The sequence below is a fragment of the Streptomyces sp. NBC_00162 genome (genome assembly GCF_024611995.1).
GTDB lineage: Bacteria > Actinomycetota > Actinomycetes > Streptomycetales > Streptomycetaceae > Streptomyces.
Map to the genome: position 1 here is coordinate 3,066,769 of NZ_CP102509.1, position 20,355 is coordinate 3,087,123.

General features: G+C 70.5%; 17 protein-coding genes and 1 pseudogene. 6 read left to right on the forward strand and 12 right to left on the reverse strand.

Annotated features, from left to right (window positions below; translation table 11 throughout):
• Positions 1 to 8: 8 nt before the first annotated feature.
• The 3 genes from JIW86_RS14055 to JIW86_RS14065 form a co-directional block, all read right to left on the reverse strand.
• Positions 9 to 1,049 (reverse strand): 3-isopropylmalate dehydrogenase, encoded by a 1,041-nt coding sequence (locus JIW86_RS14055; protein WP_215149820.1) that lies wholly within the window; start codon positions 1,047 to 1,049, stop codon positions 9 to 11.
• Positions 1,050 to 1,144: 95 nt separating this feature from the next.
• Positions 1,145 to 1,276: a hypothetical protein gene (locus tag JIW86_RS14060; RefSeq protein ID WP_257554021.1), complete on the reverse strand. Its 132-nt coding sequence runs from the start codon at positions 1,274 to 1,276 to the stop codon at positions 1,145 to 1,147.
• A gap of 260 nt (positions 1,277 to 1,536) precedes the next feature.
• Positions 1,537 to 2,421 carry a LysR family transcriptional regulator gene (locus JIW86_RS14065; RefSeq protein ID WP_257554022.1) on the reverse strand — a complete coding sequence of 295 codons (885 nt, stop codon included), beginning with the start codon at positions 2,419 to 2,421 and terminating at the stop codon, positions 1,537 to 1,539.
• A 99-nt stretch (positions 2,422 to 2,520) separates the two neighbouring features.
• Between JIW86_RS14065 and JIW86_RS14070 the strand changes: the two genes are divergently transcribed.
• The gene (locus tag JIW86_RS14070) at positions 2,521 to 3,534 is read left to right on the forward strand and encodes an NADP-dependent oxidoreductase (RefSeq protein ID WP_257554023.1); all 1,014 of its coding nucleotides are present in this window, start codon (positions 2,521 to 2,523) and stop codon (positions 3,532 to 3,534) included.
• Positions 3,535 to 3,653: 119 nt separating this feature from the next.
• Positions 3,654 to 5,684 carry a phosphocholine-specific phospholipase C gene (locus tag JIW86_RS14075; protein WP_257554024.1) on the forward strand — a complete coding sequence of 677 codons (2,031 nt, stop codon included), beginning with the start codon at positions 3,654 to 3,656 and terminating at the stop codon, positions 5,682 to 5,684.
• Here JIW86_RS14075 and JIW86_RS14080 read toward each other — a convergent pair whose 3' ends face one another.
• On the reverse strand, positions 5,685 to 6,227 hold the full coding sequence (locus tag JIW86_RS14080; RefSeq protein ID WP_416237562.1) for a GNAT family N-acetyltransferase: 543 nt from the start codon (positions 6,225 to 6,227) through the stop codon (positions 5,685 to 5,687).
• On the reverse strand, positions 6,224 to 6,742 hold the full coding sequence (locus JIW86_RS14085) for an SMI1/KNR4 family protein (protein ID WP_257554026.1): 519 nt from the start codon (positions 6,740 to 6,742) through the stop codon (positions 6,224 to 6,226). Before JIW86_RS14085 ends, JIW86_RS14080 begins: the two co-directional genes overlap by 4 nt.
• A 109-nt stretch (positions 6,743 to 6,851) precedes the next feature.
• On the opposite strand from JIW86_RS14085, the gene JIW86_RS14090 reads away from it, so the two are divergent.
• Positions 6,852 to 7,553 carry a nitroreductase family protein gene (locus JIW86_RS14090; RefSeq protein WP_257554027.1) on the forward strand — a complete coding sequence of 234 codons (702 nt, stop codon included), beginning with the start codon at positions 6,852 to 6,854 and terminating at the stop codon, positions 7,551 to 7,553.
• A gap of 77 nt (positions 7,554 to 7,630) precedes the next feature.
• Here the strand turns inward: JIW86_RS14090 and pruA are convergent, their stop codons facing one another.
• Entirely contained in the window at positions 7,631 to 9,262 is a 1,632-nt protein-coding gene (gene pruA, locus JIW86_RS14095; RefSeq protein WP_257554028.1) for an L-glutamate gamma-semialdehyde dehydrogenase, read from the reverse strand.
• Positions 9,263 to 9,293: 31 nt separating this feature from the next.
• Positions 9,294 to 10,220 (reverse strand): proline dehydrogenase family protein, encoded by a 927-nt coding sequence (locus tag JIW86_RS14100; RefSeq protein WP_215149828.1) that lies wholly within the window; start codon positions 10,218 to 10,220, stop codon positions 9,294 to 9,296.
• Between the two features lie 160 nt (positions 10,221 to 10,380).
• Between JIW86_RS14100 and JIW86_RS14105 the strand changes: the two genes are divergently transcribed.
• Both JIW86_RS14105 and JIW86_RS14110 read left to right on the forward strand, forming a co-directional pair.
• Positions 10,381 to 11,568, forward strand: a complete 1,188-nt coding sequence (locus JIW86_RS14105; protein ID WP_257554029.1) for a PucR family transcriptional regulator — start codon at positions 10,381 to 10,383, stop codon at positions 11,566 to 11,568.
• A gap of 87 nt (positions 11,569 to 11,655) precedes the next feature.
• A pseudogene (locus tag JIW86_RS14110) lies at positions 11,656 to 12,459 on the forward strand (NAD(P)-dependent alcohol dehydrogenase); the annotation flags it as partial.
• Positions 12,460 to 12,480: 21 nt separating this feature from the next.
• Here JIW86_RS14110 and JIW86_RS14115 read toward each other — a convergent pair.
• Positions 12,481 to 13,071 (reverse strand): TetR/AcrR family transcriptional regulator, encoded by a 591-nt coding sequence (locus tag JIW86_RS14115; protein WP_215140143.1) that lies wholly within the window; start codon positions 13,069 to 13,071, stop codon positions 12,481 to 12,483.
• Between the two features lie 102 nt (positions 13,072 to 13,173).
• Here JIW86_RS14115 and JIW86_RS14120 point away from each other — a divergent pair, with 102 nt between their 5' ends.
• Positions 13,174 to 14,730: an MFS transporter gene (locus JIW86_RS14120; RefSeq protein ID WP_257554030.1), complete on the forward strand. Its 1,557-nt coding sequence runs from the start codon at positions 13,174 to 13,176 to the stop codon at positions 14,728 to 14,730.
• A gap of 96 nt (positions 14,731 to 14,826) precedes the next feature.
• Here the strand turns inward: JIW86_RS14120 and serA are convergent, their stop codons facing one another.
• From serA to JIW86_RS14140, 4 genes are all read right to left on the reverse strand, one after another.
• On the reverse strand, positions 14,827 to 16,416 hold the full coding sequence (gene serA, locus JIW86_RS14125; RefSeq protein ID WP_257554031.1) for a phosphoglycerate dehydrogenase: 1,590 nt from the start codon (positions 16,414 to 16,416) through the stop codon (positions 14,827 to 14,829).
• A 263-nt stretch (positions 16,417 to 16,679) separates the two neighbouring features.
• Positions 16,680 to 17,681, reverse strand: a complete 1,002-nt coding sequence (gene ilvC / locus JIW86_RS14130) for a ketol-acid reductoisomerase (protein WP_215140146.1) — start codon at positions 17,679 to 17,681, stop codon at positions 16,680 to 16,682.
• 174 nt (positions 17,682 to 17,855) lie between these two features.
• Entirely contained in the window at positions 17,856 to 18,380 is a 525-nt protein-coding gene (gene ilvN / locus JIW86_RS14135) for an acetolactate synthase small subunit (RefSeq protein WP_030010002.1), read from the reverse strand.
• Positions 18,381 to 18,411: 31 nt separating this feature from the next.
• Positions 18,412 to 20,298: an acetolactate synthase large subunit gene (locus JIW86_RS14140; RefSeq protein WP_257554032.1), complete on the reverse strand. Its 1,887-nt coding sequence runs from the start codon at positions 20,296 to 20,298 to the stop codon at positions 18,412 to 18,414.
• Positions 20,299 to 20,355 lie beyond the last annotated feature (57 nt).

Sequence of the window (20,355 nt, forward strand, 5' to 3'; positions counted from 1 at the left end):
CTGCCGGGTCAGCCGGCTACGCGCGCGGCCAGGGCGTCACCGATCGCGTCGGTGGAGCGGAAGGTGCCGTCTCGCTCCGCGAGATCGGCGGAGACCGCGTCCTCGATGCGGACGGCCTGGGCCTCGTAGCCCAGGTGGCGCAGCAGGAGGGCGACCGAGAGGATCGTCGCGGTCGGGTCGGCCTTGCCGGTGCCGGCGATGTCCGGGGCCGAGCCGTGGACGGGCTCGAACATGGACGGGAAGGCGCCGGTCGGGTTGATGTTCCCCGAGGCGGCCAGGCCGATTCCGCCGGTCACGGCGGCGGCCAGGTCGGTGAGGATGTCACCGAAGAGGTTGTCCGTGACGATGACGTCGAAGCGCTCGGGCTGGGTGACGAAGAAGATCGTCGCGGCGTCGACGTGCAGGTAGTCGGTGGTGACCTCGGGGTACTCCTGGCCGACCTTGTCGAAGATGTTCTTCCACAGGTGGCCGGCGTACACGAGGACGTTGTTCTTGTGGACCAGCGTCAGCTTCTTGCGGGGGCGGGCGTTGGCACGCTCGTAGGCGTCACGGACCACGCGCTCCACGCCGTACGCGGTGTTGAGGCTGACCTCGGTGGCCACCTCGGCGGGGGTGCCGGTGCGCAGCGAGCCGCCGTTGCCGGTGTACGGGCCCTCGGTGCCCTCGCGGACCACGACGAAGTCGATCTCCGGACGGCCGGCGAGCGGGGTGGCCGTGTTGGGGAAGAGCTTCGAGGGGCGCAGGTTGATGAAGTGGTCGAAGGCGAAGCGGAGCTTCAGCAGCAGACCGCGCTCCAGTACGCCGGACGGGACCGAGGGGTCGCCGATGGCGCCGAGCAGGATCGCGTCGTGGTGCTTGAGGGCTTCGAGCTCCGCGTCCGGGAGGGTTTCACCGGTGCGGTGCCAGCGCTGGGCGCCGAGGTCGTATTCCTTGGTCTCCAGCTTCACATCCTGGGGCAGGACCGCGGTAAGGACCTTGAGGCCCTGAGCCACGACTTCCTGGCCGATGCCATCACCGGGGATCACTGCGAGATTGATGCTGGTCGACATGACGGAACCGTACTCCCTGTCCCAGCCCTCAGACATATTGCGTCCGCCATGTGGACGCGAGCCGCAATATGTCCGATGAGCGGGTGACTCGGTGGTCAGTGGCCGGTCGACCCGCCGTTGTCACGGCGGTCGAGGGCCCGCTGGAGCGCGGCGGCGGCGTTCCGGCGGTCGGCGTCGGCCGTGGAGGAGTGGCGGACGCGGCGGGCTGCGGCGGTGGTGGGGGTCATGTGGATCGACTCCTTGAGATCACGGCGTGGCGAAGCCACGGATGAGGGGTTCCTTCAAGGCGCCGGAAGAGGCGGGGAGCGGTGCGCCGCAGGGGTTGCCTGCCAGGGGCGCGCGCTCTCGACCGCCATTCGCCGGATCGGCGAGACGTTCGGCTTCTACAAAGCTAGGTCAGGTCCGGCTGTATGTCTCCGCAATTACTCGGACTTCCTACTATCTGAGACGCCGAACCCCTCGGAAGACCCCCTTCCGAGGGTCCGATTCAGCCCTTCGCCGATCGAAGTTCCCTGATCAGAGCACGTACGGCGAGAGTGGCGGCGGATTCCGGCGTGGTGACGTATCCCACCTGCCTCACCGGCCTCCGCGGCCCCAGATCGGTGATCTGCACCGCCTCGCCGGCCTCGCGGAGCGACAGCTCCGGCAGGATCGCCATGCCGAGCCCGCGGCCGACCATCGTCAGCACCATCCCGTCGTCCTCCGCTTTGACGGTGGCCCGCGGGATCCAGTCCTGCTCCCGCCACCAGGCCCGGGTGTAGGAGCCGCAGTTCTCGTCCCAGTCCAGCAGGGGCAGCGCCTTCGGGTCCGGGTGCCCGGCCGGGTGGACCAGCGCGTACGCCTCCTCGGCGAGCACCCCGGTCAGCAGGCCGGGCGGCGCCTCGTCCGACCCGCCCAGCGTGGCGATCCCCAGGTCGGCGCGGCCCGCGGCCACCTCCCCGGCCGTGCCCGCGCCGAGTTCGCGCACCACCCGGACCTCGGGGCGGATACCCGGATGCCGGACGGTGAGCCGCTCCAGGGCGGGCGGCAGCAGGTGCAGGGCCGCGCTGCGGAACGCGGCGATCCGGAGCACGCCCGCAACTGATTCACCCGCCGCCCCGGCCCGGCCCGCGCCGCGCACCTCCGCGCCCATGACCTCGTACAGCCGCAGGATCCGGCGCGCGTGGCCGACGGCCCGCTCCCCCGCCGGGGTGGGCGAGGCCCCGGTCCGCCCGCGCTCGAAGAGCACCGCGCCGATCTTGGCTTCACTGCCGCGCACCGAGTGCGATACGGCCGACTGGGTGAGGCCGAGCGCGGCGGCCGCGGCGGAGAACCCGCCGGACTCGGCGACGGCGACCAGGACCCGCAGTTCCTGCGGGAGGAGCTCGGACACCGGCCCCCACCTCGTTCCATGAGCGTCATTCATGCATGTGCGGCTTCCATGAGCGCAACCCCCTGCCCGGCCGGGAGATTCCTTCCTAGCGTCTGGGCCATGACCACGAACACGGCTTACGCCGTCCACCAGATCGCCCGTCCCACCGGTTTCCCCACCGCCGCCGATTTCACCTACGCCGCGTACCCCGTCCCGGAACCGGGGCCCGGGACCGCCCTGGTGGAGAACCTCCTGCTCTCGGTGGACCCGTACCACCGCGGGCTGATGGACGGCGGCGAGGGCGGCCTCGAGCTGAACGCCCCGCTGGAGGGCCGCTCGGTCGGCCGCGTGATCGCCTCCCGCGACCCCGGGCTGGCCGAGGGCGACCTGGTCTTCCACCGCGAGGGATGGCGCACCCACGCCCTCGTCACCCTCGGGGCGGCCGGAACCCGCAAGCTGCGGGGCCACGAGGGGGTCCCGCTGGAGGCGTACCTGTCCGTCCTCGGCGGCACCGGCCTCACCGCATACGCCGCCCTGACCCGGACCGCGGTCCTGCGGGAGGGCGAGGACCTCTTCGTCTCCGCCGCGGCGGGCGGGGTCGGCAGCGCCACCGGCCACATCGCCCGGCTGCTCGGCGCCCGCCGGATCATCGGCAGCGCGGGCTCGGCGGCCAAGGTCCGCCACCTCACCGAGAACCTCGGTTTCGACGCGGCCTTCGACTACCACGACGGCACGGTCGGCGAGCAGCTCGCGAAGGCGGCGCCCGACGGGATCGACGTCTACGTGGACAACGTCGGCGGCGACCACCTGGAGGGTGCAATCGACGTGCTGCGCGAGTACGGGCGGATCGCCTGGGTCGGCGCCATCTCGATGTACAACGGCGACCGCTCCCCCGCCGCGCCCCGCAACCTCTTCGAGGTCGTACACAAATCGCTGCGTCTGGAAGGCGTATTGGTTCGGAATCACACCAATCTGCAGGACGAGCTGGAGGACTTCCTGGTCCCCCATCTGCGCAGTGGCCGGATCGGTACCGATACCACCGTTGTGCAGGGATTTGACCGCACGGTGGAGGCTTTTCTGGGCATGTTCCGCGGGGACAATCTGGGCAAGATGCTCGTCGGTCTCAACAGCTGAATCCAGCCACCCGGATGTTCACCGACTTCTTACCGCACGGATGTAGACCTTTGGCGCGAGGCCCGTCACTCTTGCCGTCAATGTGCCAGCGGGGCACTGGAGTTGGAGGCGAGCAGTCAGTGACACCGATCAGCCGCAGAGGGTTCGTGGGAATCGGCGCCGGGCTGATGGCGGGCGCCACCCTGCCCGCCATCGCGCCGACGACAGCTGCCGCGGCCGCCGCGACCGGCACGATCACCGATGTGAAGCACGTGGTGATCCTGATGCAGGAGAACCGCAGTTTCGACCACTACTTCGGAAAGCTGAAGGGTGTCCGCGGCTTCGGCGACCGCGCCGCCGGAAACATCCCGGGCGGCTGGGGCATGTTCAACCAGCCGAACTGGGGCGGCCGCCAGTACCCGTGGAAGCTGAGCGCGACCCCGCCCGCGGGCGGGGTCGACGGCGAGACGCTGGCCCAGTGCAACGGCGACCTCCCGCACAGCTGGACCTCGCAGCACGCCGCCTGGAACAAGGGCCGGATGGACAACTTCGTCACCGGCGTCGGCAACACCCGCACCCTCGGCTACCTGGACCGGGGCGACATCCCCTTCCACTACGGACTCGCCGACAACTACACCATCTGCGACGCCTACTTCTGCTCCACGCTCAGCGCGACCGGCCCGAACCGCACCTTCCTGTGGAGCGGCAAGATCGACGCCTCCAGCAAGGACGGCGGCGACGAGTCCGGGCTGACCTGGGAGACGTACGCGGAAGCCCTCCAGCGCGCCGGCATGAGCTGGAAGGTCTACCAGAACGCCCAGGACAACTACGGCGACAACGGTCTGGCCTACTTCAAGAAGTTCACGGACGCGGCCCCCGGCAACCCGCTGTACGACCGCGGCATGTCGTCCGTCCCGCGCGTCACCGGCTCCACCCCGGACGACATCGCGGCCGCCATCCGCGCCGACGTCGTCGCCGGCACCCTCCCCCAGGTCTCCTGGGTCGTGGCGAACGAGGCCTTCTCCGAGCACCCGTACGCCCCGCCGGGCGACGGCGCGCACTTCGTCGACCTCGTCTACCGGGCGCTCGCCGCCAACCCGGAGGTCTTCGACTCGACCGTCCTCTTCCTCAACTACGACGAGAACGACGGCTTCTTCGACCACGTCCCACCGCCGGTCGCCCCGCCCGGCACGCCGGGCGAGTACCTCGACGGCACCCCGATCGGCCTCGGCTTCCGCGTCCCGATGATCGTGATGTCCCCGTGGACGCGGGGCGGCTGGGTGAGCTCGGAGGTCTTCGACCACACCTCGGTGCTGCGGTTCATGGAGAAGTGGACGGCCGCCCTCGGGACCCCCGCCACCTGTCCGAACATCAGCGCCTGGCGCCGCAAGGTGACCGGCGACCTGACCGGCGTCTTCGACTTCGCGCACCCGGTCTACGGGGTCCCCGCGGGCCTGCCGTCCACCGCCAAGGTGATCGGCCAGTCGACCTGCGGCCCGCTCCCCAACCCGGTGCCGCAGGACAACGCCCTGCCGGCGCAGGAGGCCGGGACCCGCCCGGCGCGGGCGCTTCCGTACCAGGTCAACGGCAACCTGGACCGCCTGGAGTTCGGCGCGGCCGGCAAGATCCTGGCCTGGTTCTCGATGACCAACCAGGGCGCGGAGGCGAAGCAGGCGGCGCACTTCTCGATCCACCCGCACCAGTACCGGGACACGGCCGCCTGGCAGTACACGGTGGACCCGGGCGGCACCGGCAGCGACTACTTCAACATCGGCCTCGGCCACGGCTCGGGCAAGTACGACATCTCGATGTACGGCCCGAACCGCTTCCTGCGCCGCTTCCTCGGCGATGCCACGAAGCCGGGCAAGGACCTGGAGGTGGCGGCGCGCTTCGCGGTCGATCCGGGCACGGGCAAGACGGCGGTCTACTTCAAGATGACCAACGCCTCCGCAGCCGCGGTCACCTTCACGATCCGCTCCAACGCCTACCGCACGGACGGCCCGTGGACGTACACGGTTCCGGCGAACTCCTCGCGCGAGGACTACTTCAACGCGGTGGCGTACAGCAACGGCTGGTACGACTTCACGATCCTGGCCGGCTCCGACGGCACCTGGTCCCGCCGCTACACGGGCCACATCGAGTCGGGGGCGGCAAGCATCTCGGGGTCGTAGCTACAGGACGTCCCCGTCCCGCCAGTCGAAGTCGAGCCGCCCGCCGGGGTCCAGCCGGATCCCGCCGGGCGGCACCCACACGTAGGTGGACCCCTCCTCCTCGGTGAGGCGTACCGGCCCGTCCGGCGACAGCGCCCCGACCCGGCCCGGCCACACCGACCAGCCACGGCCGAGGTAGAGCCCGGCCCCCTCCTCCGACGCCGACAGCGCGCCCAGCACGTAGGCCCGCCCGATGACGCGCTCCAGCTCCGCCATGACCTGCCCGCCGAGGCCCCGCCGCCGCGAGCTGGCCCGTACGGCGACGGCCTCCACGTACCCGGTCCGCAGGGCCCGCCCACCGTGCACGACCCGCCGCTGCACCACACTGCCGTGCGCGACGAGCTCCCCGCCCGCGTCCCGGACCAGCACGTGCATCCCGCCGAGCGCGTGCTCGAAGTCCTCCTCGCCGAAGTCCCCCTCGAAGGCCTCGTCCAGCAGGGCCCGCACCTCGCGGAGCTCGTCGCCGGTCAGCCCGGCGGTGTGTGCGACGCGCACGCCCGTCACTTCTCCAGCCAGTCGGTGTACCAGGTGCGGAAGTCCGGGCTCTCGGTCACGCAGGTCCCGAAGTCCTGGTCCAGGTACCAGACCTGACCGGCCAGCGGCCCGTTGAGGATCAGCCTCGTATACGTGCCGCACCCCTGTTCGGCGAGCACGAGGGTGCCCAGGGTCAGCGCCTCGCGCTCGTCGAACCGCCGGTTCTCGTCGAACGTACGGGGTTCCCGGATCGGGCAGGGTGAGGCCAGCCGGCCCGGGCGCCGGTCGTCCTCCCACTCCCCGTCCACCGCCCAGTCGTCGTCGGCCTCCGGGCGCGGGGTGACCAGGGGCATCAGCCCGCCATGGGGGCCCGCTGGGCCGTCGCCGACCGTCGTGACGAACGTCCGGTACTCCTCGGGCAGCCGGATGCCGTGCTCCACCTCGAAGGCCCGGACCTCCGCCTCCGGAAGCGGCGCGGCCAGCTCGTACCGGAGGACCTTCGCGCGCAGCCGCACCCGTACGGCGTCCGCATCCCAGTCACTCATCCCGCGACCGTACCAAGGACCGCATTGCGGACGCCGGACGCCGTCCACCGGCCGGAATCGGCCGACGCGGCCCTGGCGGTCTGGACCATTGCCTCGGCAGACTCGCCCCATGTCGCCTCAGACCCAGCAGTGGACCCCGATCCACGGCCTGCCGTACCGTCCCGCCCCCTACCGGCCCGAGCGGATGCCGGGCGAGGAATCCCTCGCGCGGGCCGCCGAGTTGCGGGCGCGGATGGACGAGCGGCGGACCGTGCGCAGCTTCTCCCCCGACCCCGTGCCCGAGCAGGTGGTCCGGGACGCCATCGCGTGCGCCGCGACCGCCCCATCCGGGGCGCACCAGCAGCCCTGGACCTTCGTCCTCGTCAAGGACCCGGCGGTGCGGCGGCAGATCCGCGACGCCGCCGAGCAGGAGGAGGTGCTCTCGTACGACGGCCGGCTCGGCGACGAGTGGCTCGCGGCCCTGCGCCCCCTCGGCACGGACGCCGTGAAGACCCACCTGACGGACGCCCCGGCCCTGATCGTGGTCTTCCAGCAGCGCTACTGGCTCGGCCCCGACGGCACGAAGCGCAAGCACTACTACGTCGACGAGTCGGTCGGCATCGCGGTCGGCATGCTGCTCTCCGCCCTGCACCTGTCGGGCCTGGCGGCCCTGATCCACACGCCGAGCCCGATGCGTTTCCTCTCCCACGTCCTGGACCGCCCCGAGAACGAGAAGGCCTTCGCGGTCATCCCGGTCGGCTACCCGGCGGACGACTGCGAGGTCCCCGACCTGGTCCGCAAGTCCCTGGACCAGGTGATCGTCGAGGTCTGACCGGGCCGCGAACTGGAACCGCCCCCGCTCCGGACTTGGGGGTACCGGAGCGGGGGCGGGGTTCAGCGGGGCAGGGATCAGCCCATGTGGGGGTAGCCGTACTCGGTCGGCGCGACCAGGGTCTCCTTGATGGAGCGGGTCGACGTCCAGCGCTGCAGGTTGGTCGCCGCGCCGGCCTTGTCGTTCGTGCCCGAGGCACGGCCGCCGCCGAAGGGCTGCTGGCCGACGACGGCGCCGGTGGACTTGTCGTTGATGTAGAAGTTGCCCGCCGCGAAGCGGAGCTTCTCCATCGCGTCCGCCGCCGCGTAGCGGTCCGCCGCGATGATCGAGCCGGTCAGGGCGTACGCCGAGACGGACTCCATCTGGGCCAGCATCGCGTCGAAGTCGGCGTCCTCGTAGACGTGGATCGCCAGGATCGGACCGAAGTACTCGGTCGTGAAGACCTCGTTCTCCGGGTCGGTGCACGCGATGACGGTCGGGCGGACGAAGTAGCCCTCCGAGTCGTCGTACGTGCCGCCCGCGACGATCTCGCAGGTCGGGTCGGCGATGGCACGGTCGATCGCGGCCTTGTTCTTGGCGAAGGACCGCTCGTCGATGACGGCGCCGATGAAGTTGGTCAGGTCGCGGACGTCACCCATGGCGATGCCGTTGACCTCGGCCGCGAAGGCCTCCTTGAAGCCGTCGTTCCAGATCGAGGCCGGGACGTAGGCGCGCGAGGACGCCGAGCACTTCTGGCCCTGGAACTCGAAGGAGCCGCGGGTCAGCGCGGTCTTCAGGATCGCGCGGTCCGCGGACGGGTGCGCGACGACGAAGTCCTTGCCGCCGGTCTCGCCGACCAGCCGCGGGTAGGACTTGTACTTCTCGATGTTGTTGCCGACCGTCTTCCACAGGTACTGGAAGGTCTTGGTCGAGCCGGTGAAGTGGATGCCGGCCAGCTCGGGGTGGTTCAGGGCCACCTCGGACACGGCGATGCCGTCGCCCGTCACCAGGTTGATGACGCCCTTCGGCAGGCCGGCCTCCTCCAGGAGCTCCATCAGGAGGACCGCGGAGTGGGTCTGCGTCGGGGACGGCTTCCACAGGACCACGTTGCCCATCAGGGCGGGGGCGGTCGGCAGGTTGCCGGCGATGGCCGTGAAGTTGAACGGCGTGATCGCGTAGACGAAGCCCTCGAGCGGGCGGTGGTCGCTGCGGTTCCACACGCCGGCGGAGTTCGCGACCGGCTGCTCGGCCAGGATCTGGCGGGCGAAGTGGACGTTGAAGCGCCAGAAGTCGACGAGCTCGCACGGGGTGTCGATCTCGGCCTGCTGGGCGGTCTTCGACTGGCCCAGCATGGTCGAGGCGGCGAGCTTCTCGCGCCACGGGCCGGACAGCAGCTCCGCGGCGCGCAGGATGATCGCGGCGCGGTCGTCGAAGGACATCGAGCGCCAGGCCGGGGCGGCGGCGAGGGCGGCGTCGACGGCCTCCTGCGCGTCTGCCTGGGTGGCGTTGGCGTAGGTGCCGAGCACCGACTTGTGGTCGTGCGGCTGGACCACGTCGAAACGCTCGCCGCCGCCCATCCGCTTGACGCCGTTGATCGTCATCGGGAGGTCGATCGGGTTCTCGGACAGCTGCTTGAGCTGCACTTCGAGCCGCGCGCGCTCCGGGGTTCCGGGGGCGTACGAGTGGACCGGCTCGTTGACCGGAGCGGGGACCTGGGTCACAGCATCCATGGGGCTGGTAACTCCTTGACCTAGTTCTTGGCTAGTTCTTGGTGATCATCGAGCGGAGGAAGAACAGCAGGTTGGCCGGCTTCTCCGCGAGGCGGCGCATGAAGTAGCCGTACCAGTCGGTCCCGTACGCGGTGTAGACCCGCATCCGGTGGCCCTCGGCGGCCAGCCGCAGGTGCTCTTCGCTGCGGATGCCGTACAGCATCTGGAACTCGTACTCGTCCAGTTTGCGCCCGGCCTGGCGGGCGAGCTCCTGGCCGATGGCGATGAGCCGCGGGTCGTGGGACCCGATCATCGGGTAGCCCTCGCCGTCCATCAGGATCTTCATGATCCGGACGTACGCCTTGTCGATCTCGGCCTTGTCCTGGTACGCGACCTCGGCGGGCTCCTTGTAGGCGCCCTTCACGATCCGGACGCGGCTGCCGGAGTCGGCCAGCCGGCGGGCGTCGGCCTCCGTGCGGAAGAGGTAGGCCTGGATGACGCAGCCGGTCTGCGGGAAGTCCCGGCGCAGCTCCTCGTGGATGGCGAACATCGAGTCGAGGGTGGTGTGGTCCTCGGCGTCCAGCGTCACGGTGGTGCCGATGGCGGCGGCGGCCTCGACCACCGGGCGGACGTTGGCCAGCGCGAGCTCGTGGCCGCCTTCCAGCGCCTGGCCGAACATCGACAGCTTGACCGACATCTCGACGGTCTCGCCGAGGCCGAGCTCCGCGAGGCGCTCGATGAGCTGGAGGTAGGCGTCCCGCGCGGCGTGCGACTGCGCCACCTCGGTGATGTCCTCGCCGACGACGTCGAGGGTGACCTCCAGGCCGCTGCGCGTGAGGTCCTCGACGATCGGGATCACCTGGTCGACCGTCTCACCGGGGATGAACCGGTTCACCACGGGCTTGGTCACCGGGGCGGCAGAGACGATACGACGCATCTTGTCGCTGCGCGAAGCGGCGAGGATCACGGGACCCAGCACGGGGGCACCTCCAACGGGTGGCGGAAGAAAAGCGCAAGTAAAACCACCGTGAAACCTAAGGATCGGTTTGATCCTCTGCCATCGACAGCTGTCACGCATCCGTGGCCCGGATCTCATACATCTGTCTGAAGAGCGGGCGCGCGGGTGGGAGAATGTCTGGGTGAAGGGCGATTACCAGGACCTGGTGGACGAGATCTCGGCGCTGCTCGGCGCCCCGGCGACGCTGGAGAACCGGGACTTCCGCCTCATCGCCTTCGGCGCGCACGACAGCGACGACGACGCGGCGATGGACCCGGTACGGACCCGCTCGATCCTGACCCGGCAGTCGACGGCGGCCGTCCGGTCCTGGTTCGAGGGCTTCGGCATCGCCCGCGCCACGGGGCCGGTGCACATCCCGGCGGCGCCCGAGGCCGGGGTCTTCCGGGGGCGGATCTGCCTGCCGGTGCGCTGCCGGGGCATCGTGCAGGGCTACGTGTGGCTCCTCGACCAGGATCCCGGCCCGGGTCCGGCGGAGCTGGCCGCGGCCTTGGAGGTGGCCCAGCGCATCGGGGTCCTGCTCGACGAGGAGGCTAAGGCGGGGGCCGACCTGTCGCGGGAGTTCCTGGCGGTGCTCACGGCCGGACGGGGCTGGCAGCAGGACATGGCGGTGGCCGCGCTGCGGGTCGCCCTGGGCCCGGCCGCGGAAGGGCTGCACGCGGCGGTGTGCGTGGCGCCGTGGTCCGGGGAGGCTCCGGCTTCGGTGCCGGGCGCGGCGGCGGTGTGCGTCGTACCGCGGCCGGGCCACGAGGGCGGGGCCGGCGGGGGCCTGGCGCTGGCGGTCCTGCTCCGGCTGCGCTCGACGGACGCGCTGGCTCCGGCCCTGACGGCGGTGGCCCGGCTGCTGCCGCGTTCGGCGGGTACGGGGGGCACGGCGGGCACTGCGGGTACGCCCGGCGCGGTGACCGCCGGGGTCGCCGAACCCGTCCGGGTCCTGTCGGAGTTGCCCGCCGCCTGGGCGCAGGCCGTCGCCGCGGCCCGGGCGGCCGCCGCGCAGCCCCGGTTCGGCCCCGTCGCCCGCTGGTCGGCGATCGGCCCGTACCGGCTGCTGGCGGCCCTGGCCGCCGACCCGGTGGACGACCCGGCGACGCGCGCCCTGCTGGGCCCGGCCCACCGCGAACTCGCCCGTACGGCAGAGGTGTTCCTGGACTGCGCCGGCCAGGCTGGCCGCGCGGCGGCGGCCCTGGGCATCCACCGGCAGACGCTGTACTACCGCCTCGCCAGGGTGGAGCAGCTGACCGGCCTCGACCTGGACGAGGGCGAGGACCGGCTGTTGCTGCACATGGCCCTCAAGGCCGCCCGCCTGGCCTGAGGTTCCCCTCCCCCGGAGGTCCCTAAGGGGATTCCCCGATGTCCGCACGGCGGTCGGTCGCCTACCGTCGCGAGCAGTTGACTACGGAGGCCCGATGAAGGCGATCGTCCAAGACCGGTACGGGTCCGCGCCGCCGCGGTCAACGCGCGCGACTGGCACCTGATGCGGGGCGACCCGTACGTGGCCCGCCTGGTCCTCGGGCTGACCCGGCCGAAGGAACGGATCCGCGGCACGGACTTCGCGGGCGTGGTGGAAGCGGTGGGCCGGGACGTGACGCGGCTGCGCCCCGGTGACGAGGTGTTCGGCGAGGCCGACGGGGCGTTCGCCGAGTACGTGTGCGCCTCGCAGGACGTGGTCGGCGCGAAGCCGTCCAACCTGACGTTCGAGCAGGCCGCCGCGGTGCCGCTGGCGGGGAACACCGCCCTGATGGGTCTGCGCGATCTGGGACGGGTGCGACCGGGACAGCGGGTCCTGGTCAACGGCGCTTCGGGCGGCGTGGGGACGTTCGCCGTTCAGATCGCCAAGGCGTTCGGCGCGGAGGTGACCGGCGTGTGCAGCACGAAGAACGCGGACCTGGTCCGCTCGCTCGGCGCGGACCACGTCATCGACTACACCCGCGAGGACTTCACCCGCAACGGGCCGCGGTACGACGTGGTGTTCGACCTGGTCGGGAACCGTTCGCTGGCCCTGTCCCGGTTCGCCGGCCGGCAGCGGCTGCTCGTGCTGACGGCGGAGCCGAAGCGGGAGAACCTGGAGGCGCTGACGGAGCTCGTCGAGCGCGGGGACGTCTCCCCGGTGGTCGACCGGACGTACCCGCTCGGCGAGGCCGCCGAGGCCATCCGGTACCTCGAAGTGGAGCACGCCCGCGCGAAGGTCGTCGTCACGGTGTGACGGACCGCCCCTTCGCTCCGCTCAGGCCGGGTCGTCGCCGTGGGCGGGCGTCAGCGCCTGCGCGGCCCGCCGCATGCCCTCGGTGAACTCCTCCGCCGTGGCCGCCGTCGCCGGGTCGAACAGCCACTGGATCATCAGGCCGTTCAGCAGTGCCTGGTAGAAGGCGCCCAGGGTGCGTACGTCCCGCTCGTCGAGCCGGTCCTCCGGGGTGCCGGTCAGCATGGAGATCAGCCCCCGGCGCCCCTCGGCCTGCGAGCCCGCGAGCATCGCCTTCAACTCCGGCCGCTGGTCCCGGCTCAGCGCCACTTCCAGGCTCGCCGCCCAGACCGGGCCGGACTTCTCGTGCTGCGCCAGCACGCCCTCCCACAGCGCGCGGAAGCGCTCCAGCGAGCCGCCCTCACCCTCGAGACCGTCCTGGAAGACCTGCCCCCACTCCTCCATCAGCGCGATGAAGGCCTGGGTGAGCAGGGCGTCCTTGGATCCGTAGTGGTACCCGATGGACGCCAGGTTCGTGCCCGAGGCACTGACGATGTCGCGCGCGGTGGTGCGCACGAAACCCTTCTCGACCAGGCACTTCTTGGCACCTTCGAGCAGATCTTCACGATGTCCCATGGCGCAACCGTAGCAACGCGAACGCCACGGACAAGAGCCCTGGACAAAAGTTCTATACGCTCGTCATAGACAAGCGTTTAAGACGTCTGTACATTCCTTCTCATGACGAACCCCGCCGCCACAGCGCGCCTCGCCGGCCGCCGCGAATGGACCGCCTTCACCGTCCTCGTGCTGCCGCTGCTCCTGGTCTCGATGGACGTCTCCGTCCTCTACTTCGCCATCCCCGCCATCACCCGCGAGCTGGACCCCAGCGCCACCCAGCAGCTCTGGATCTTCGACAGCTACGCCTTCGCCCTCTCCGGCCTGCTGCTGACGATGGGTTCGCTGGGCGACCGCATCGGCCGGCGCCGCCTGCTCCTGATCGGCGCGACCGCCTTCGGCCTCGCCTCGGTCGGCGCCGCCTACGCCACCAGCGCGGAGATGCTCATCGCGGCCCGCGTCCTGCTCGGCATCGGCGGGGCGACCCTGATGCCCTCCACGCTGGCCCTCATACGGAACCTCTTCCAGGACGCCAAGCAGCGCGGCCAGGCCATCGCGATCTGGTCCGGTGTCATGACCGGCGGCATCGCCCTCGGTTCGGTCATGAGCGGACTGATGCTGAACCACTTCTGGTGGGGCTCGGTCTTCCTGATCAACGTGCCCGCGATGGTGCTCCTGCTGATCCTGGTCCCGGTGCTGGTCCCGGAGTTCAAGGACCCGGCCCCCGGCCGCTTCGACCTGCTGAGCGTCCCGCTGTCCATGGCCGCCGTACTGCCCGTCGTCTACGGGCTCAAGGAGATCGCCGCCGAGGGCTTCGAGCCCCTCTACCTGGGCAGCGTGGCCGTGGGCCTGGCCGTCGGGTACGTCTTCGTCCGCCGCCAGCGCAGCCGCGACGACGCCATGGTCCCCCGCGCCCTCTTCGCCCACCGCGGATTCGGGGCGGCCATCGGCCTCAACACCATCGCCGCCTTCGCCATGATGGGCTCGGCCTACTTCACCACCCAGTACCTCCAGTCGGTGCTGGGGATGGGCACCCTGGAGGCCGCCCTGTGGAGCCTCGCCCCCTCCGTCGTCATCGGCGCCGCCGCCCCGGTCTCCGCGGTCCTGGCCCAGAAGACGAAGCGGGCCTACGTCATCGCCGGCGGGTTCGTCCTCGCCGCCGCCGGATTCGCCCTGATCAGCCTGGTCGGCGACGACTCGCTGTGGCTGCTGCTGACCGGCGCCGGGGTGCTCGCCTCCGGCCTCGTCACCGTGATGTCGCTGGTCTCGGACATGGCGCTCGGCTCCGCCCCCGCCGAGAAGGCCGGATCCGCCGCCTCCCTGCTGGAGACGGGCCAGGAGTTCGGCGGCGCGCTCGGCATGGCCCTGCTCGGCAGCCTGGGCACCGCGGTCTACCGCAGCGACCTGGCGGACTCCGAGCCGGCGGTCCGGGAGACCCTGGGCGGCGCGGTGGCCACCGCCCAGCAGCTCGGCGGGGCCGCGGGCGAGCAGGTGCTGGCCCTGGCCCGCGAGGCCTTCGTCCACGGGATGCAGTACGCGGCCTGGGGCGGTACGGCGCTGCTGCTCGGGGCGGCCGTGCTCGCCGCGGCTCTGATGCGCGGGATCGAAGCCCCAGCCCCGGCCGCGGCGGGACCGGCCCCGATTCCCGGAGACGGCGTACAGGAGCCGACGTACAACTGATCCTGCGCGGTGCACGGTGTCCGGCGGCACGCGAAAGGGCCCGGGGGGAGACCCCCGGGCCCTTCGCACGCGTGGAAAGAGTTCAGCTCACACGGTTCAGCCGAGGCTGACCGTGCGCGCCGACACGGCGCCGATCTCGGCGGAGATGTCCGCGAGGACGTTCGCCGGGACCTCGGCGTCGACCGTCAGCACGGCGAGCGCCTCTCCGTGCTCCTCGGCACGGGCGACCTGCATGCCCGCGATGTTCAGCCCGGCCTCGCCGAGCACGCGGCCGACGGCGCCGACCACGCCCGGGCGGTCGGTGTAGCGCAGCACGACCATGTAGTCGGCGAGCGCCAGGTCCACGTCGTACTCGCCCACACCGACGATCTTCTGCAGGTGCTTCGGGCCCGCGAGCGTGCCGGAGACCGACACCTCCTGGCCGTCGGAGAGGGTGCCGCGGACGGTCACCACGTTGCGGTGGTCCGGGGACTCCGAGCTGGTGGTCAGGCGCACCTCGACACCGCGCTCCTGCGCGAACAGCGGGGCGTTGACGTAGGAGACCGTCTCGTCGACGACGTCCTCGAAGACACCCTTGAGCGCGGAGAGTTCGAGCACCTTCACGTCGTGCTGGGTGATCTCGCCGTAGACCTCGACGTCGAGGCGGACCGCGACCTCGCCCGCGAGGGCGGTGAAGATGCGGCCGAGCTTCTCGGCGAGCGGCAGGCCGGGACGGACGTCCTCGGCGATGACGCCGCCCTGGACGTTGACCGCGTCCGGCACGAGCTCACCGGCGAGCGCGAGGCGCACCGACTTGGCGACCGAGACACCGGCCTTCTCCTGGGCCTCGTCCGTGGACGCGCCGAGGTGCGGGGTGCAGACGACCTGGTCGAGCTCGAAGAGCGGGGAGTCCGTGCAGGGCTCCTTCGCGTAGACGTCGAGTCCGGCGCCGGCGACGCGGCCCTCCTTGATGGCCGCGTACAGGGCGGCCTCGTCCACGATCCCGCCGCGCGCGGCGTTCACGATACGGACGGACGGCTTCACCTTGTGCAGGGCCTCGTGCCCGATGAGACCGAGGGTCTCGGGGGTCTTGGGCAGGTGCACGGTGATGAAGTCGGCGACCTCCAGGAGCTCGTCCAGCGTCAGCATCTTGACGCCCATCTGGGCGGCGCGCGCGGGCTGTACGTAGGGGTCGTACGCGACGATCTTCATGCCGAAGGCCGACATGCGCTGCGCGACCAGGACGCCGATGCGGCCGAGGCCGACGACGCCGAGGGTCTTCTCGCTGAGTTCGACACCCGTGTACTTGTTCCGCTTCCACTCACCGTTCTTCAGGGCGGTGTTGGCCTGCGGGATGTGGCGGGCGGTGGCGACGAGCAGGCCGCAGGCGAGCTCGGCGGCGGTCACGATGTTCGAGGTCGGCGCGTTGACGACCATCACGCCGGCCTTGGTGGCGGCGGAGACGTCGACGTTGTCCAGACCGACGCCGGCGCGGGCGACGACCCGCAGCTTCTTGGCGGCGGCGATGGCCTCGGCGTCGACCTTGGTCGCGGAGCGGACGAGGATCGCGTCGGCGTCGACGATCGCGGGCAGCAGCTCGGCGCGGTCGGCGCCGTTGCAGTGCCGGATCTCGAAGTCCGGGCCGAGCGCCTCCACGGTGGCGGGCGACAGCTCTTCGGCGATGAGTACGACAGGTTTCGAGCTCACGTGGGTCCTCACAGGTCCAGTGCGGACGGCCGTCCCGACGGCCGCAGGCGTGGAGGGGGTAGCCGCGTGGAAGACGCACGACACTGTGGGCCTGACGCGTATGTGTTGAGCAGTGTAGTGGCGGTGGCGGACAGGATTTCCGCCTGTACGGAAGGATCACCCGTCCGTGGTTGGCCGCCTTGGACAAGCCGGGGTGTCGTGCGGCCTTCCGGCCATGTGCCGCGGGGCCGGGACGCACCGTCCCGGCCCCGCCGTTCACTCGATCAGCTCTCGCTGCTGTCGACCCAGCTCATCAGCTTGCGCAGCTTCTTGCCGGTGGTCTCGAGCAGGTGCGCCTCGTCGGCCTTCTTGTACTCGTTGTACTTCGGCAGACCGGCCTTGTACTCGGCCATCCAGGTGTTGGCGAACTCGCCGTTCTGGATCTCGGCGAGGACCTTCTTCATCTCGGCCTTGGTGGCGTCGGTGATGATCCGCGGGCCGGTGATGTAGTCGCCCCACTCGGCGGTCTCGGAGACCGACCAGCGCATCTTCTCCAGGCCGCCCTCGTACATGAGGTCCACGATGAGCTTCAGCTCGTGCAGGCACTCGAAGTACGCGATCTCCGGCTGGTAGCCGGCCTCGGTCAGGGTCTCGAAACCGGCCTTGACCAGCGCGGAGGCGCCACCGCAGAGGACGGCCTGCTCACCGAACAGGTCGGTCTCGGTCTCCTCGGTGAAGGTGGTCTTGATGACGCCGGCGCGGGTGCCGCCGATGCCGGCCGCGTACGAGAGCGCGAGGGCGAAGGCGTTGCCCGAGTGGTCCTGCTCGACGGCCGCGATACACGGAACGCCGCGGCCCTCCTCGTACTGGCGGCGGACCAGGTGACCCGGGCCCTTCGGGGCGACCAGGGCGACGTCCACGTTGGCCGGGGGCTTGATGAAGCCGTAGCGGACGTTGAAGCCGTGGCCGAAGAAGAGCGCGTCACCCTCCTTGAGGTGGTCCTTGATGGACTCCTCGTAGATCTCGGCCTGGAGCGGGTCCGGGGTGAGGATCATGATGACGTTCGCCCACTCGGCGGCCTCGGCCACGGGGAGGACCTTCAGACCCTGCTCCTCGGCCTTGGCCTTGGACTTCGAGCCCTCCTTCAGGCCGACGACGACGTCGACGCCGGAGTCACGGAGCGACAGCGCGTGGGCGTGGCCCTGGCTGCCGTAACCGATGACCGCGACCTTGCGGCCCTGGATGATGGACAGGTCGGCGTCGTTCTCGTAGAACAGCTCGGCCACTGGGATATCTCCTTGGTGCGCTGGTGTTGCTCCCACCGTACGGCGGGGAACGGAATCTGAGTTTCTCGGTCTCGCTATGCGAACGTGAGCGTGTCCGACGTGTCTTGCGTGTCTGTTGTGCCGGACACGTCGAACAGGTCGAACACGTCCGGCACGTCAGCCGTGTCGGCCGTGTCAGGCGCTGCGGTCGAGCGCGCGCAGGCTGCGGTCCGTGATGGACCGTCCGCCACGCCCTATGGCGATCGTGCCGGACTGCACGAGCTCCTTGATGCCGAAGGGCTCCAGCATCTTGAGCATCGCGCCGAGCTTGTCGGAACCGCCGGTGGCCTCGATGGTGACGGCCTCCGGGGAGACATCGACCGTCTTGGCGCGGAACAGCTGGACGATCTCGACGATCTGCGAGCGGGTCTCGTTGTCGGCGCGGACCTTCACCAGGACGAGTTCGCGCTCGATCGCGTTGTGCGACTCCAGCTCGACGATCTTGAGCACGTTGACCAGCTTGTTGAGCTGCTTGGTCACCTGCTCCAGCGGAAGGTCCTCGACGTTCACGACGATGGTGATGCGGGAGATGTCGGGGTGCTCCGTGACACCGACCGCGAGGGAGTCGATGTTGAACCCGCGGCGGGAGAACAGCGCGGCGATCCGGGCGAGGATGCCGGGCGTGTTCTCGACCAGGACGGAGAGCGTGTGCTTGGACATGTGAGGCGTTCTCTCTCTCGGCTCTCTCGGCTCAGTCGTCTTCGTTGTCGCCGAAGTCGGGACGGACGCCCCGGGCTGCCATGACCTCGTCGTTGGAGGTGCCGGCGGCGACCATCGGCCACACCATGGCGTCCTCGTGGACGATGAAGTCGATGACCACCGTACGGTCGTTGATCGCGTTGGCCTCGGCGATGACCTTGTCGAGGTCGGCCGGGTCCTCGCAGCGCAGGGCGACGCAGCCCATGGCCTCGGACAGCTTGACGAAGTCCGGGACGCGGGTGCCCTTGCGGGGGGCGATCGACTCGCCGAGCTGGGAGCCGACCGCGTCGTGGCCGGTCTCGTCAGCGTGCAGCACGGTGCTGGAGTACCGCTGGTTGTAGAACAGCGTCTGCCACTGGCGGACCATGCCCAGCGCGCCGTTGTTGATGATCGCGACCTTGATCGGGATGTTGTTCAGCGCGCAGGTGACCAGTTCCTGATTGGTCATCTGGAAGCAGCCGTCGCCGTCGATCGCCCAGACCGTGCGCTCGGGCATGCCGACCTTGGCACCCATCGCGGCCGGGACCGCGTAGCCCATGGTTCCGGCGCCGCCGGAGTTCAGCCAGGTGCGGGGCTCCTCGTACTTCACGAAGTGCGAGGCCCACATCTGGTGCTGGCCGACGCCGGCCGCGAAGATCGTGCTCTTCGGCGCGAGCGCGCCGATCCGCTCGATGACCTGCTGCGGCGAGAGGCTGCCGTCCTCGGGCAGGTCGTAGCCCAGCGGGTACGTGTCGCGCCAGCGGCTGAGGTCCTTCCACCAGGCGCTGTAGTCGCCGGCGTTGCCCTCGGTGTGCTCGGCCTGGACGGCCTGGATCAGGTCGGCGATGACCTCGCGGGCGTCGCCGACGATCGGGACGTCGACCGCGCGGTTCTTACCGATCTCGGCCGGGTCGATGTCCGCGTGGATGATCTTGGCGAACGGGGCGAAGCTGTCCAGCTTGCCGGTGACGCGGTCGTCGAAGCGGGTGCCGAGCGCGATCAGCAGGTCCGACTTCTGCAGCGCGGTGACGCCGGTGACGCTGCCGTGCATGCCCGGCATGCCGACGTGCAGCGGGTGGCTGTCGGGGAAGGAGCCGAGCGCCATCAGCGTGGTGCAGACCGGGACCCCGGTCAGCTCGGCGAGGACCTTCAGCTCGGCGGTCGCGCCGGACTTCATGACGCCGCCGCCGACGTACAGCACCGGGCGCTTGGCCTGGCAGATGAGCTTGGCGGCCTCGCGGATCTGCTTGGCGTGCGGCTTGGTGACCGGCCGGTAACCGGGGAGGTCCTGGGCGGGCGGCCACGAGAAGGTGGTCCTCGCCTGGAGGGCGTCCTTGGCGATGTCGACCAGGACCGGGCCGGGGCGGCCGGTGGAGGCGATGTGGAAGGCCTCGGCGATCGTCCGCGGGATGTCCTCGGCCTTGGTGACCAGGAAGTTGTGCTTGGTGATCGGCATCGTGATGCCGACGATGTCCGCCTCCTGGAAGGCGTCGGTACCGATCGCCTTGGAGGAGACCTGGCCGGTGATGGCGACGAGCGGGACGGAGTCCATGTGCGCGTCGGCGATCGGGGTGACCAGGTTCGTGGCACCCGGGCCGGAGGTGGCCATACAGACGCCGACCTTGCCGGTGGCCTGCGCGTAACCGGTGGCGGCGTGGCCGGCCCCCTGCTCGTGGCGGACCAGGATGTGACGGACCTTCTTCGAGTCCATCATCGGGTCGTACGCGGGGAGGATGGCGCCGCCCGGAATACCGAAGACGGTGTCGCACCCCACCTCTTCGAGAGAGCGGATGAGGGACTGCGCACCCGTGACGTGCTCAACTGCGGCGGACTGCTGTCCGCCGGAACGGGGCCGCGGCTGCGGATGGTGGGCCCCGGTGGCCTGCTCGGTCATCGGCATTCTCTTCTCGAAGCTGAGGGTTTTACGAGGATTCGACTCTGTGCCAGTGCAACAAAA

Excerpts from the sequence above, each read along its gene's own strand:
- JIW86_RS14115 (WP_215140143.1), bottom strand. The coding sequence starts at position 13,071 with ATGGGACATCGTGAAGATCTGCTCGAAGGTGCCAAGAAGTGCCTGGTC.
- JIW86_RS14060 (WP_257554021.1), bottom strand. The coding sequence starts at position 1,276 with ATGACCCCCACCACCGCCGCAGCCCGCCGCGTCCGCCACTCCTCCACG.
- JIW86_RS14070 (WP_257554023.1), top strand. The coding sequence starts at position 2,521 with ATGACCACGAACACGGCTTACGCCGTCCACCAGATCGCCCGTCCCACC.
- JIW86_RS14090 (WP_257554027.1), top strand. The coding sequence starts at position 6,852 with ATGTCGCCTCAGACCCAGCAGTGGACCCCGATCCACGGCCTGCCGTAC.
- pruA (WP_257554028.1), bottom strand. The coding sequence starts at position 9,262 with ATGGATGCTGTGACCCAGGTCCCCGCTCCGGTCAACGAGCCGGTCCAC.
- JIW86_RS14055 (WP_215149820.1), bottom strand. The coding sequence starts at position 1,049 with ATGTCGACCAGCATCAATCTCGCAGTGATCCCCGGTGATGGCATCGGC.
- JIW86_RS14140 (WP_257554032.1), bottom strand. The coding sequence starts at position 20,298 with ATGCCGATGACCGAGCAGGCCACCGGGGCCCACCATCCGCAGCCGCGG.
- ilvN (WP_030010002.1), bottom strand. The coding sequence starts at position 18,380 with ATGTCCAAGCACACGCTCTCCGTCCTGGTCGAGAACACGCCCGGCATC.
- JIW86_RS14120 (WP_257554030.1), top strand. The coding sequence starts at position 13,174 with ATGACGAACCCCGCCGCCACAGCGCGCCTCGCCGGCCGCCGCGAATGG.
- JIW86_RS14085 (WP_257554026.1), bottom strand. The coding sequence starts at position 6,742 with ATGAGTGACTGGGATGCGGACGCCGTACGGGTGCGGCTGCGCGCGAAG.